The organism is Pseudomonas sp. ADPe (genome assembly GCF_014843515.1).
Lineage (GTDB): Bacteria > Pseudomonadota > Gammaproteobacteria > Pseudomonadales > Pseudomonadaceae > Pseudomonas > Pseudomonas citronellolis.
The window spans coordinates 6,512,297-6,525,022 of record NZ_CP062122.1; the positions used below are offsets into that span (position 1 = coordinate 6,512,297).

At 70.9% G+C, this 12,726-nt stretch carries 13 protein-coding genes; 10 read left to right on the plus strand and 3 right to left on the minus strand.

Translation table 11 applies throughout. The features are described from left to right. Nucleotides 1–173: 173 nt before the first annotated feature. Nucleotides 174–719 (plus strand): GNAT family N-acetyltransferase, encoded by a 546-nt coding sequence (locus tag IG194_RS29420; protein ID WP_058489611.1) that lies wholly within the window; start codon nucleotides 174–176, stop codon nucleotides 717–719. On the opposite strand, the gene IG194_RS29425 is transcribed toward IG194_RS29420, so the two are convergent. Beyond that, nucleotides 695–2,083, minus strand: a complete 1,389-nt coding sequence (locus IG194_RS29425) for a PLP-dependent aminotransferase family protein (protein ID WP_058489612.1) — start codon at nucleotides 2,081–2,083, stop codon at nucleotides 695–697. The two genes, IG194_RS29420 and IG194_RS29425, sit on opposite strands and share 25 nt — an antisense overlap. A 150-nt stretch (nucleotides 2,084–2,233) precedes the next feature. Between IG194_RS29425 and IG194_RS29430 the strand changes: the two genes are divergently transcribed. The 5 genes from IG194_RS29430 (at nucleotide 2,234) to IG194_RS29450 (ending at nucleotide 6,940) form a co-directional block, all read left to right on the plus strand. Further along, the gene (locus IG194_RS29430; protein WP_058489790.1) at nucleotides 2,234–3,514 is read left to right on the plus strand and encodes a hydroxymethylglutaryl-CoA reductase, degradative; all 1,281 of its coding nucleotides are present in this window, start codon (nucleotides 2,234–2,236) and stop codon (nucleotides 3,512–3,514) included. After that, nucleotides 3,511–4,431 carry a hydroxymethylglutaryl-CoA lyase gene (locus IG194_RS29435; protein WP_058489613.1) on the plus strand — a complete coding sequence of 307 codons (921 nt, stop codon included), beginning with the start codon at nucleotides 3,511–3,513 and terminating at the stop codon, nucleotides 4,429–4,431. The genes IG194_RS29430 and IG194_RS29435 overlap by 4 nt, the downstream gene beginning before the upstream one ends. A 33-nt stretch (nucleotides 4,432–4,464) precedes the next feature. Beyond that, complete coding sequence (locus IG194_RS29440; protein WP_058489614.1) at nucleotides 4,465–4,956, plus strand: hypothetical protein; 492 nt, start codon at nucleotides 4,465–4,467, stop codon at nucleotides 4,954–4,956. Then, complete coding sequence (locus tag IG194_RS29445) at nucleotides 4,956–6,338, plus strand: tripartite tricarboxylate transporter permease (protein ID WP_043272745.1); 1,383 nt, start codon at nucleotides 4,956–4,958, stop codon at nucleotides 6,336–6,338. The genes IG194_RS29440 and IG194_RS29445 overlap by 1 nt, the downstream gene beginning before the upstream one ends. Before the next feature lie 134 nt (nucleotides 6,339–6,472). Continuing rightward, the gene (locus IG194_RS29450) at nucleotides 6,473–6,940 is read left to right on the plus strand and encodes an aminoacyl-tRNA deacylase (protein ID WP_009622089.1); all 468 of its coding nucleotides are present in this window, start codon (nucleotides 6,473–6,475) and stop codon (nucleotides 6,938–6,940) included. Nucleotides 6,941–6,955: 15 nt separating this feature from the next. Here the strand turns inward: IG194_RS29450 and IG194_RS29455 are convergent, their stop codons facing one another. Next, nucleotides 6,956–7,861 carry a LysR family transcriptional regulator gene (locus IG194_RS29455; RefSeq protein WP_058489615.1) on the minus strand — a complete coding sequence of 302 codons (906 nt, stop codon included), beginning with the start codon at nucleotides 7,859–7,861 and terminating at the stop codon, nucleotides 6,956–6,958. Between the two features lie 99 nt (nucleotides 7,862–7,960). Here IG194_RS29455 and IG194_RS29460 point away from each other — a divergent pair, with 99 nt between their 5' ends. The 3 genes from IG194_RS29460 (at nucleotide 7,961) to ycaC (ending at nucleotide 10,296) form a co-directional block, all read left to right on the plus strand. Next, nucleotides 7,961–8,827 carry a pirin family protein gene (locus tag IG194_RS29460; RefSeq protein ID WP_058489616.1) on the plus strand — a complete coding sequence of 289 codons (867 nt, stop codon included), beginning with the start codon at nucleotides 7,961–7,963 and terminating at the stop codon, nucleotides 8,825–8,827. A 100-nt stretch (nucleotides 8,828–8,927) separates the two neighbouring features. Continuing rightward, a complete protein-coding gene (locus IG194_RS29465) occupies nucleotides 8,928–9,614 on the plus strand; it encodes a hydrolase (protein ID WP_058489617.1) in 687 nt (228 codons plus the stop codon). Nucleotides 9,615–9,669: 55 nt separating this feature from the next. After that, nucleotides 9,670–10,296, plus strand: coding sequence for an isochorismate family cysteine hydrolase YcaC (ycaC, locus tag IG194_RS29470; protein ID WP_058489618.1), 627 nt, complete (start codon nucleotides 9,670–9,672; stop codon nucleotides 10,294–10,296). Between the two features lie 543 nt (nucleotides 10,297–10,839). Here ycaC and IG194_RS29475 read toward each other — a convergent pair. Then, the gene (locus IG194_RS29475; protein WP_064987678.1) at nucleotides 10,840–11,763 is read right to left on the minus strand and encodes a LysR substrate-binding domain-containing protein; all 924 of its coding nucleotides are present in this window, start codon (nucleotides 11,761–11,763) and stop codon (nucleotides 10,840–10,842) included. A 115-nt stretch (nucleotides 11,764–11,878) separates the two neighbouring features. Here IG194_RS29475 and IG194_RS29480 point away from each other — a divergent pair, with 115 nt between their 5' ends. Further along, nucleotides 11,879–12,706 carry a MaoC family dehydratase N-terminal domain-containing protein gene (locus IG194_RS29480; RefSeq protein WP_058489620.1) on the plus strand — a complete coding sequence of 276 codons (828 nt, stop codon included), beginning with the start codon at nucleotides 11,879–11,881 and terminating at the stop codon, nucleotides 12,704–12,706. The last annotated feature ends 20 nt before the right edge of the window (nucleotides 12,707–12,726 follow it).

Genomic DNA, 12,726 nt, shown 5'->3' on the forward strand with positions numbered 1-12,726 from the left:
GTCACTGCGCGCGGTCTCCTCGCATGGATATTTCAATGGTTCCGCAGCCCCCTTGAGCGGCGGGCCGGCCCTGCTCGTAGTAAAGCAGGCGCCAGGGCTGCCGTCAGCGCAGGTGCCGACAGCGCCAGGCTGCGCTAGGCTGGCGAACCGTCATCGCCCGAAGAACCCCCGCCATGCCGACGCCACCCGTGGAGTACCGCCTGACGACCCGCGACGCCGTGCTGGTGCGCCCCAGCCTGGCGCTCTGCGAGCCCTTGCGCCGGGCGCTGCAGGACAGCTACGTGGAGCACGCGCCCTTCCTCGACTGGGTGACCCCGCAGGTGAACGCCGAGCAGGTGCTGCGCTCGCTCAAGGGCGCCATCGCCAACTACGCCGTGCCCTTGGCGGAGAAGCGCCTGTTCCTGCTGTCCGCCGACCGCGCCGAGGTGATCGGCTGCATCGGCCTGCAGCCGCGGGGCAGGGGAGAGAGCTACGTGATCGGCTACTGGGCCAGTTCGCGCTTCGCCGGCCAGGGCTACCTGAGCGCGGCGCTGCGCGAAGTCTGCGGGCAGTTGCCGCGGGTCCGGCTGTACCTCACCACGTCCTCGGCCAACCCGCGCAGCCAGCGCCTGGCCGAGGCCGCCGGCTTCCGCCTGGTGCGCACCCTGCGCGGGGTGCGCAACGATGCCTGGCACGGCACCCAGGACACCCTCATCTACCGCCGCGAACCGCCGGCCTGACGCACGCAGGCGGCGAACAGCGGGTCCTGCAGGTAGGCCACGTTCAGGCGCATCCAGGGGTTGGCCTGGCCGCGGTCGGTGCTGAAGATCGCGCCCGGCGCCAGGGCCAGGCCCTGGGGCAGCACGTCGCGGGTGAAGGCCTCGGCGTCGTCGATGTGCGGGAAGCGCGCCCACAGGTACAGGCTCTGCTGCGGGCGGCACAGCACTTCGGCGCCCAGCGCGTCCAGCACCGCGAGCCCGGCGTGGGTGGCGGCGGCGACCTGGGCCTGCAGGCGGGTGAGGTGGCGCAGGAAGTAGCCTTCGCCCAGCGCCACGTCTACCGTGCGCTCGCACAGCTCCGAGCAACTGGTGTGCAGCAGCATCTTCAGGTCCGCCAGCTCCTCGATGCGCTCGCGGCTGCCGGCGATGAAGCCGACCCGCAGCGAGGCCGAGATCGACTTGGAGAAGCTGCCGACGTAGAGCGTGCGGCGTAGCTGGTCGAGGGTGGCGACCTTGATCGCCGAGCTGGGCTTGAAGTCGGCCATGGCGTCGTCCTCCACCAGCAGCAGGTCGTGCTCGTCGGCCAGTTTCAGCAACTGGTGCGCCTTCACCGGCGAGATGTCCGAGCCGGTGGGGTTGTGCCCCACCGACTGCAGGAAGAACAGCTTCGGCCGCTCGCGGCGCAGCAGTTGCTCCAGCGCCTGCAGGTCCGGCCCGTCGGCCAGGCGCGGCACGCTGAGCATGCGCGCGCCCTGCAGTTGCAGCTTGCCGAACAGCGGGTAGTAGCCGGGGTTTTCCACCAGCACCGCGTCGCCGGGGGCGACGAAGCGCCGGACGATCAGGTCCAGCGCATGGTTGGCGCCGTGGGTGGTGAGGATCTGCCGCGGGTTGCCGTCGATGGCGTAGCCGGCCAGGCGGCGCACCAGGCTCTGGCGCAGGGCCGGGTTGCCCAGGCGGTTGCCGTAGCGGAACAGCGAATTGGCGTCGGTGCGCAGCACCTGGCGGGTGAAGCGGTCCAGGCGCATGTCCTGCAGCCAGGCCACCGGCGGGAAGCCTTCGCCCAGCGGCGCCCGGGCCGGCTCGTGGACGAACTGCTGGCGCATCATCCAGATGGTGTCCAGGGCGCGGGTGTAGGGCAGGGGTTCCTCGGCCTCGCTGCTGCGCGGGGCGCTGGCGCGGACGAAGAAGCCCTTGCCGTGGCGCGCTTCCACCAGGCCCTGGGCGGCCAGCAGTTCGTAGGCGGTGATCACGGTGTTCTTCGAATGGCCGTGCAGGCGCATGTATTCGCGCAGCGAGGGCAGGCGGTCGCCGCGCTGCAGCGCGCCTTCGCGGATCTGCCGGGCGAGGGACTGGGCGACCTGTTCGGCGAGGGTCTGGCGGGGCACGGCGGTCTCCGGGGTGTCATGGGTACAGTGTGGGTACTGTTGGGGCCAACTGTACCTTCATCGGCGGGACCAGTCATAGCACCTTGGGGCCTCGGGCGGCCCGGCGCCACCCGCATCCCACTCCACACAAGAATGACAATGGACGCCCCGATGCTCATCGATTCCCGCCTTCCCGCATTCCGCAACCTGTCGCCACGCCAGCGCCTCGACCACCTCGCAGCCCTGTTGCAGCTGCCCGAGCTGCAGCACCTGGCCACGCCCGGCGCACTGCCGCTGGAGGTGGCCAACGGCATGATCGAGAACGTGCTCGGCACCTTCGAGCTGCCCTACGCGGTGGCCAGCAACTTCGTGGTCAACGGCCGCGAGCTGCTGGTACCGATGGTGGTGGAGGAGCCGTCGATCGTCGCCGCCGCCTCCTACATGGCCAAGCTGGCCCGCGCCGGCGGCGGCTTCCAGACTTCCAGCAGCGCGCCGCTGATGCGCGCCCAGGTCCAGCTGGTGGGCCTGGGCGACCCGTTCAACGCGCGCCTGGCGCTGCTGCGGCACAAGGACGAGATCGTCGAGCTGGCCAACCGCAAGGACCAGTTGCTCAACAGCCTGGGCGGCGGCTGCCGCGACCTGGAAGTGCACTGCTTCGCCGACAGCCCGCGCGGGCCGATGCTGGTGGCGCACCTTATCGTCGACGTGCGCGACGCCATGGGCGCCAACACCGTGAACACCATGGCCGAGGCCGTGGCTCCGCTGATGGAGCGCATCAGCGGCGGCCAGGCGCGCCTGCGCATCCTCTCCAACCTCGCCGACCTGCGCCTGGCCCGGGCCCAGGTCCGTATCGCCCCACAGCAGTTGCAGTCGCCGGACTACAGCGGCGAAGCGGTGATCGAGGGCATCCTCGACGCCTACTGCTTCGCCGCCGTCGACCCCTACCGCGCGGCCACACACAACAAGGGCATCATGAACGGTATCGACCCCCTGATCGTCGCCACCGGCAACGACTGGCGCGCCGTGGAGGCGGGCGCCCACGCCTACGCCTGCCGCGGCGGCCACTACGGCTCGCTGAGCACCTGGGAGAAGGACGCCGAGGGACACCTGGTGGGCAGCATCGAGATGCCCATGCCGGTGGGCCTGGTCGGCGGCGCCACCCGCACCCATCCGCTGGCCCAGCTGTCGCTGCGCATCCTCGCTGTGCGCAGCGCCCAGGAACTGGCCGAAATCGCCGTGGCCGTGGGCCTGGCGCAGAACCTCGGGGCCTTGCGCGCCCTGGCCTGCGAAGGCATCCAGCGCGGCCACATGGCCCTGCACGCACGCAACATCGCCCTGGTGGCCGGCGCTCGCGGCGAGGAAGTGGACTGGCTGGCGCGGCGCCTGGTGGAAGCCGGCGACGTGCGCGCCGACCGCGCCGTGGAGCTGCTGCGCGAAAGGCGCGGCGCATGAGCGGCTTCGTCAGGATCGTCGAGGTCGGCCCGCGCGACGGTCTGCAGAACGAGCCACAGGTGCTGCCGGTGGAGGCGCGCATCGATCTGGTCCGGCAACTGGCGGACGCCGGGCTGCGGCACATCGAGGCCGGCGCCTTCGTCTCGCCGCGCTGGGTGCCGCAGATGGCCGGCAGCGACGAGGTGCTGCGGCGCCTCGGGCACCGGCCCGGGGTGCGCTTCAGCGCCCTGGTGCCCAACCTGGTGGGCCTGGAGGCGGCGCTGGCGGCCGGCTGCGAGGAGGTGGCGGTGTTCGCCGCCGCCTCCGAGGCCTTCTCCCAGCGCAACATCAACTGCTCCATCGACGACAGCCTGCTCCGCTTCGAGCCGGTGCTGGCGCTGGCCCGCGAGTGGGGCGTGCGGGTGCGCGGCTACGTGTCCTGCGTGCTCGACTGCCCCTACAGCGGCCCGGTGGCGCCGCAGCAGGCCGGCGAGGTGGCCGAGCGCCTGCATGCCCTGGGCTGCTACGAGATCAGCCTGGGCGACACCCTCGGCAAGGGCACCCCGGACGCCACCGCCCGGCTGCTGGAGCACTGTGCCCAGCGCCTGCCGCTGACGGCGCTCGCCGGGCACTTCCACGACACCTTCGGCATGGCCCTGGCCAACCTGCTCGCGGCGCTGCAGGCCGGGGTGCGCACCTTCGACAGCTCGCTTGCCGGCCTCGGCGGCTGCCCCTATTCGCCGGGCGCCGGCGGCAACGTCGCCACCGAGGACGTGCTGCACCTGCTGCACGGCATGGGTTACGCCACCGGTATCGACCTGCCGGCCGTGGCCCGCCTGGGCACCCTCATCAGCCGCCGCCTGGGCCGGCCCAACGCCTCGCGCGCCGGCCGCGCCCTGGTGGCCGCCGAGCGCCGCAGCACCGCGCCCGCACTCTGACAACAAGAAGCCCGGCAGGGCAGGAGACTCACCATGGACACCCGCGACAGGGCGCCGCTGCCAGCGCCGAACCCGCATCCCGATTCCCGCCTCTACGAAGTCTGGGGCGACACCGTCGACAGCCGCCACCTGGCCGGCGCCATCGCCATAGGCGCGCTGGTCAGCCTGGGCGCCTTCCTGCTCGCCGAGCGGCTGTTCCTCGGCCTGGTCGAATCCGTGCAGATGGCCCGCGCCTACGCCATGCTGGTGGGCATCCTCGGCTGCCTGGCCGGCGGGGCGATCAGCGCCGTGCTGTTCAAGCCCAAGCGCCGGGTGGTCGAGCACGTGGCCGACGCCGCCTGGCGCGAGCGCGCCCTGCGCGAGCTGGAGGCCGAATACGGCGGCCTCGGCGAACTGCACGACCTGCCGCCGGAGGTGCTGGCGGAGCTGAAGGCGGTGCAGCTGTACGAACTCTTCGCCCAGGCGCGCACGCCCCGGGAGAAGCCCGCGCCCGCCGGGCTGCCGGCAACGGGAGGGGCGGCCTGATGGAGCTTTTCATCGAGCAGTTGCCCATCGCCCTGCTGATGGCCGTGACCGGTGCGCTGCTGTTCGCCGCCATCGGCCTGGTCTCCGGCAGCGACGAAACCACCACCCTGGCGCCGCTGACGCTGCTGGTGGTGCTGCTGGGCGTGGCGCCGGCCGGGGTGTTCGCCTTCTTCCTCGCCGGCGCGGTGGCCAAGCACATGACCCACGCGGTGCCCACGGCGCTGCTGGGCATCCCCGGCGACACCATGGCCACGCCGCTGATGCGCGAGGCGAACTTCCTGCGCAACCTCGGCGTGCCGCACATCGCCCTGCGCAAGATGATCTCCGGCGCGGTGCTGGCGGCGTTCCTCGCGGTGCCCCTGGCGGTGCTCTTCGCGGTGCTGCTGGCGCCCTTCGGCGCGGCCATCAAGCAGGCGGCGCCCTGGGTGTTCCTCTGCGCGGCCCTGGCCATCGCCTGGTTCTCCGCCGGGCGCTGGGCCGCGCTGCTGGCCCTGGGGCCCTTCGTGCTGCTGATCGTGGCGCTGCAGGCGCTGACCGCCCAGCACGGGGTGAAGCTTACGGTCAGCTACTTCCTCGGCATCGCCGTGGGGCCGCTGATCGTCTCGCTGTTCGCCCTGCTGGCGCCCGCCGAGCGCCAGCGCATGCGCCGCAGCGAGCCGCGCACCTTCGCCCTGGCGCCGGACGTGAAGGGCTGGGACGGCTACTTCCCCAACCCGCTGAAGGTGCTCGACCGCCGCCAGACCGGCTGGACCCTCGGCGCCGCCGCGCTGTCCAGCGCCACCTTCGTGTTCAGCCCGGTGGCCATGACGGTGATCCTCGGCGAGGTCGTCGGTTCGCGCATCCGCCACGCCTACCACCGCCTGACCTCGGTGCTGGCCGTGCGCAACGGGGTGACCGAATCCACCTACATCGCCGAGGCGATGATCCCGCTGATCGCCTTCGGCCTGCCGCTCAGCCCGGTGGCCGCGGGCCCGGCGGCACCGCTGTTCAACGCGCCGCCGCGCTTCCACGTGGACGCCGCCAGCGGCCAGGTGCACAACCTGCACAGCCTGATGGGCCCCTGGGAATTCCTCGTGGTCGGCCTGCTGGCGGTGCTGGTGGCGGCGCTCGTCGCCTATCCCTTCGCGATGAACTTCGCCCACCGCGCCGCCGCTTTCGTCGCGCGGCGCGTGAGCCACGAGGCGGTGATCGCCACCTTCGTCGGTCTGGTCCTGGTGGTCGGCCTGTGGGAGGGCGGGCTGCTGGGCCTGCTGGTGATCCTCAGCGTGGGCCTGGTCGGCGGCCTGCTCGGGCGCTTCCTCGGCTTCAACATCGGCGTGCAGTTCATGGGCTTCTACAGCGCCGTGCTCAGCGTGCCGGCGCTGCTCGCGCTGGCCGGCTGACGCCCCTGGTCGGCCCGCCGCCCGCGCCGGGGCGGCGGCGCTAGACTGGAGCAAACGGGGGCGGGAAGCCCCCGCCAGCCGGCCGCGCCGGCGCCACGGGGCAGTGGGGCGGCGCCGCTTCCCGGAGGTGAGCCATGAGCATGTCCAGTCGCTTGCAGAATTGCCTGTCGCAGCATCGCAGCCGCTACGATCTGCTGCCCCACGCCACGTCCATGACCACCCGCGAGGCCGCCCGCCGCGCCGGCGTGCCGCCGCAGCAGATGGCCAAGCCGGTGATCCTCGACGACTTCCAGGGCCACTGGCTGATGGCCGTGGTGCCGGCCAGCCGCCAGGTCGACCTGCACAAGGTGCACAAGCTCACCCGGCGCAACTGGCGCCTGGCCCGCGAGGGCGATTTCTCCGCGCGCTTCGAGGACTGCGCGCCCGGCGCCATCCCCGCGGTGGGCAGCCTGTTCGGCCTGGAAACCCTGATCGACGAATCCCTGGGCGAGCAGGCGGACATCTACTTCGAGGCCGGCGACCACAACGCCGTGGTGCACATGAGCGGCCGCCAGTACCTGGAACTGATGCCCGAAGCGCGGCAAGGGCGCTTCTGCGAATAGCCGGGTCGGTGGGCGTCAGGCCATGTCGCTGTGGGCGAAGCCCTGGCCGAGGAAGTCCAGCAGGCCGCGCACCGACGGCAGCAGGCCGCGCCGCGACGGGTAGACGGCATGCACGATGCCGGTGCGCGGCGCCCAGTCCGGCAGCAGGTTGAGCAGGCTGCCGCCGGCCAGTTGCTCGCGCACCACCACCGAGGGCAGGTGCACGGCGCCCACGCCGGCCACCGCCGCCTGGCGCAGCGCCATCAGGTCGTCGGTGATCAGCCGCGGCTGGTAGCGGGCCTGGGCGCGCACGCCGTCGGGGCCGTCCAGCTGCCACTGGTAGTCGCGCTGCGGCGAGCCCCAGTGCAGCGTCGGCAGCGCCGCCACCTCGGTGGGCGAGGGGCGCTGGCCCAGGCGCTGGCGCAGGGCCGGCGCGCCCACCACCATCTGCCGGCTCTCGCCCAGCACCTTCATCACCAGCTCGCTGCCTTCCAGTGGCGGGAAGCGCACGCGCAGGGCGATGTCGAAGCCTTCCTGGATCAGGTCCACCTGGCGGTTGGTGGCCTCCACCTGCAGCTCCACCAGCGGATAGCGCAGCATGAACTCGGCCAGCATCGGGCCGACCCAGAAATTCAGCAGCGCCGTGGGGCAGCTCAGCCGCACCCGGCCCTGGGGTTCGGCGCGGTGGCGGTCGATGACCTCGGCGGCGCCCTCGGCCTCCACCAGCATGGCCAGGCAGTGGCGGTGGTATTCCTGGCCGATCTCGGTCACCGAGAAGTGCCGGGTGGAGCGCTGGATCAGGCGCACGCCCAGGCGCTCCTCCAGGGCGGCGATGCGCCGGCTGAGCTTCGACTTGGGCTCGCCCAGGGCGCGCCCGGCCGGGGCGAAGCCACCGTGCTCGACCACCTGGGCGAAGTAGTAGAGGTCGTTGAGATCTTCCACGGCGCTGTTCTCCAAATGGAACGCTGAAGGTGATTTTCGCAGTCTACCGGCTATAGCGTTGCAGTCCTAAGGTGTCTCCATGCACTCAGGAGGCACCCCATGAAAGACATCCTCGGCATCTACAGCGCCCCGCGCCCGCACTGGGTCGGCGACGGCTTCCCGGTCCGCACCCTGTTCTCCTACGACCGCCTGGGCAACCAGCTCAGCCCCTTCCTGCTGCTCGATCACGCCGGGCCGCAGGACTTCCCCGGCGACGGCGCCCGCCGCGGCGTCGGCCAGCACCCGCACCGCGGCTTCGAGACCGTCACCCTGGTCTACCAGGGCGAGCTGGAGCACCGCGACTCCAGCGGCGCCGGCGGACGCATCGGCCCCGGCGACGTGCAATGGATGACCGCCGGCGCCGGCATCCTCCACGAGGAGTACCACGCCCCGGCCTTCAGCCGCAGCGGCGGCACCCTGCACATGGTGCAGCTGTGGGTGAACCTGCCGGCGCGGCACAAGCTCACCGCGCCGGCCTACCAGACCCTGCTGGACGCCAGCATCCCCCGCGCCGAGCTGCCCGGCGGCGCCGGCCAACTGCGGGTGATCGCCGGCGACTACCGCGGCCACCGCGGCCCGGCCCACAGCTTCAGCCCGCTGGACCTGTGGGACCTGCGCCTGAACGCCGGCAAGGCCTTCGAACTGCGCGTCGAGCCGGGCCGCAACACGGCGCTGGTGGTGCTGCGCGGCAGCCTGCGGCTGAACGGCGGGCAACGGGCGGAGGAGGGCCAACTGGTGCTGTTCGAGCGGCAAGGCGATGCCATCCACATCGAGACCGAAAGCGACGCCCTGGCGCTGCTGCTGTCCGGCGAGCCGCTGGACGAACCCATCGTCGGCTACGGCCCCTTTGTCATGAACAGCCGCGAGCAGATCGAGCAGGCCCTCGACGACTTCCGCCAGGGGCGTTTCGGACAGATGGCCGGCTGAGCGTCACGTGCCGGACTCGGCCAGCGCCTAGTCTGGTTGGATGCCCGCGCCGGAGCGCGCGGGCCGTTCGGGCAGGACGCCCACTTGCGAGGAAACGAAAATGAGCCGATTCGACAACGTCGCCAACTTCGCCGGCCAGCGCCCGGTGATCGACCCCGACGACACCGCCATGCTGCTGATCGACCACCAGAGCGGGCTGTTCCAGACGGTCAAGGACATGCCCATGACCGAACTGCGCGCCAACGCCATCACCCTGGCGAAGATCGCCAGCCTGGCGAAGATCCCGCTGATCACCACAGCCTCGGTGCCCCAGGGCCCCAATGGCCCGCTGATCCCCGAGATCCACGAGGCCGCGCCGCATGCGCAGTACGTGGCGCGCAAGGGCGAGATCAACGCCTGGGACAACCCCGACTTCGTCGCCGCAGTGGAGAAGACCGGCAAGAAGACCCTGGTCATCGCCGGCACCATCACCAGCGTGTGCATGGCCTTCCCGGCGATCGCCGCGGTCAACGCCGGCTACCGGGTGTTCGCGGTGATCGACGCCTCCGGCACCTACTCCAAGGCCGCCCAGGAAATCACCCTGGCCCGTGTGGTGCAGGCCGGCGTGGTGCCCATGGACACTGCCGCGGTGTGCTCGGAAATCCAGCGCACCTGGAACCGCCCCGATGCCACCGACTGGGCCGAGGCCTACAGCCACATCTTCCCGCACTACCGCCTGCTGATCGAAAGCTATGCCAAGGCCCAGGCGGTGGTGAGCAACCACGAAACGCTGGATTCGCAGCGCTGACGACACCCCTTGCCCGGCGTGGGCCGGGCGTTTCCCCCAGCAAGAGGAAAGCGCAATGAGCAAGCCCTATGTTCGCCTCGACAAGACCCAGGCCGCCGTGCTGCTGGTCGACCACCAGGCCGGACTGCTGTCCCTGGTACGCGACATCGAACCGGACAAGTTCAAGAACAACGTGCTGGCCCTGGCGGACCTGGCCAAGTACTTCAAGCTGCCGACCATCCTCACCACCAGCTTCGAGAGCGGCCCCAACGGCCCGCTGGTGCCGGAGCTGAAGGAACTCTTCCCCGACGCCCCGTACATCGCCCGCCCGGGCAACATCAACGCCTGGGACAACGAAGACTTCGTCAAGGCGGTGAAGGCCACCGGCAAGAAGCAACTGATCATCGCCGGCGTGGTCACCGAAGTCTGCGTGGCCTTCCCGGCGCTGTCGGCCCTGGAGGAAGGCTTCGACGTCTTCGTGGTTGCCGACGCTTCCGGCACCTTCAACGAAGTCACCCGCGACGCCGCCTGGCGCCGCATGGAAGCCGCCGGCGCGCAACTGATGACCTGGTTCGGCGTGGCCTGCGAACTGCACCGCGACTGGCGCAACGACATCGAGGGCCTGGCGGCGTTGTTCTCCAACCACATCCCGGACTACCGCAACCTGATCAGCAGCTACAGCACGTTGACTGCTGGGAAGTGAGTCTGGGGCGCGCCGGTGCAGCGGTGCGCGTGGACCCACAGACCGCCGACCGGGGACGCCCGGTCGGCGGTTTTTTGGCTGAGCTTCGAGGGCGAAGTCTGTACCCGCTCCCTGAGGGGCCGTTCGTGCCACCGGGACGTCCGGCGTGGCCGGTGAGTCCAATCGCGGACAAAGTCCGCTCCTACCCAAATCGGCGGGCACGGCTTTTGCTCTTCGTAGGAGCGCGCCCTGCGCGCGAATCGCGGGCAGGGCCCGCTACGGTTCCAGGAAGCACGGCTTTTCGTAGGATGGCGTTGAGCGAAGCGATACCCATCAGCGCAACCGCATGGGTTGAGCCTTGGCGAAACCCATGCGGCCAGGCGATGGGTGCCATATTCGCTGGGGTGTAGGAGCAACTGTCTTGCCGACTGTGCCGAGATGCGCCTCAACGGATGGGTTGAGCTTGCGAAACCCATGCGGCCGAGGTGATGGGTATCGCTTCGCTCAACACCATCCTACGGGGTGGTTTGCCGGCGCCCTACGAACGCGCAGCCGAGGGCGCTCTTAAACCCCATCCGCAACCGCCCCCACGCTACCCCCATCCCCCACCCGCCGCAGCAACTCCACCAACGTCCGCGCACACCCCGGCAACGCCTCGCGCTCACGCATCAATACACTGCGCTCACGCACCACCCAGGGCTCGTCCAGCTGCAGGATGCTCAACCCCATGCTGCGCTGGTGGCGGCGCGCCGCGGTTTCCGGGAGCACGCCGATACCCACCCCGGCCTCGATCATCCGGCAGGCCGCCTCGAAGCTGGCCACCTGGATGCGCAGGTTGAGGGTGCCGCCCAGGCGTTCCACCTGCTCGCGCAGGAAGCTCTGCAGGGTGCTGCCCTCGTGCAGGCCGACGTGGAAATAGCCGAGGGTGTCGGCCAGGGTAGGGCGGCCCAGGCGTTCCAGGGCATGGCCGGGCGGCACCACCAGCACCAGGTGGTCGGTGCTGAAGTGGAGGATCTCCAGGCCCTCGGCGCGCACCGGGCCGGCGACTATGCCCAGGTCCGCCGAGCCGTCGAGGATGGCGCGGACGATGTCGCGGTTCAGGCGCTCCTGCAGGTCCACGGTGACGGCGGGGCGCTCGGCGAGGAAGCCGGCCAGCACTTCCGGAAGGAACTCGGTGACCGCCGTGGTGTTGGCGAAGATGCGGATGTGCCCGGCCTGGTCGCCGCCCTGTTCGCCGAAGTCGTCCTTGAGCCGTTCCACCTGGCGCAGGATCAGGCGCGCGTGCTGCAACAGGCGCTGGCCGCTGGGAGTCAGCTCCACGCCGCGGTTGTCGCGGTACAGCAGACGGCTGTCGAGCTGGCCTTCCAGGGCCTTGATGCGGGCGCTGGCGGCCGCCGCCGAGAGGTGCGCGCGGCGGGCGCCCTGGGTCAGGCTGGGGGATTCGGCGATGTGCACGAAGAGGCGCAGGTCGGCCAGGTCGAAATGCATGGCGAAGGTATCCGGGTGGCGTTCGGTTTCGGTTAACGCCGGATTATGGAAATGCGGATTCTCGGAACGCAAGCCCCTCGGCATCCTGTTCGGAAACTTCCACGGAAGAGAAACCATGAGTGAAATGTCCTACGCAGCCTGGATAGGCCGCACCCAGGAAAGCCAGGAAGAACTGAGCACGCTGCTGGTCAGCCGCCTGGCCGCCACCCTCGGCGAGCCGGCCCCCGCCGCCGGCGAAGCGCTGCCGCCGCTGTGGCACTGGGCATTCTTCCAGGACGCCGTGCCCGAGGCCGGCCTGGGCGCCGACGGCCACCCGGCGCGCGGCGGCTTCCTGCCGCCGGCGGACGGGCGCAACCGCATGTGGGCCGGCGGCCGCCTGGAGTTCCACGAGCCGCTGCTGGTCGGCCACGAAGCCAGCCGGGTGACCACCATCCTCAAGGTCGAGGAAAAGCACGGGCGCACCGGCGCGCTGCTGTTCGTCACCCTGCGCCACGACTACCTGCAGGAGGGCCGCCTGGCGCTGCGCGAGGAGCAGGACATCGTCTACCGCGAACCCAGCCCGCCCAAGCTCGGCGGCACCGAGGCGCTGCCCGAAGGCGCCTGGCGCGAGGCGGTCGAGCCCAGCCCGGTGCTGTTGTTCCGCTACTCGGCTGTAACCTTCAACGGCCACCGCATCCACTACGACTGGCCCTACGTCACCGGCGCCGAAGGCTACCCCGGCCTGGTGGTGCACGGCCCGCTGATCGCCACCCTGAACCTGCGCGCCTTCTGCCGCGCCAACCCCCAGGCGCGCCTGCGCCGTTTCGCCTACCGCGGCCTGCGCCCGCTGATCTGCCCCGAGCCGTTCGAGCTGGGCGGCCGCCCCAGCGGCCCCGGCAAGGCCGAGGTCTGGGCCGGCAACGCAGCCGGCATCGCCCAGCGCGGCGAAGTGGAATTCGACTGAACCCCCATCGAGGAACCCCC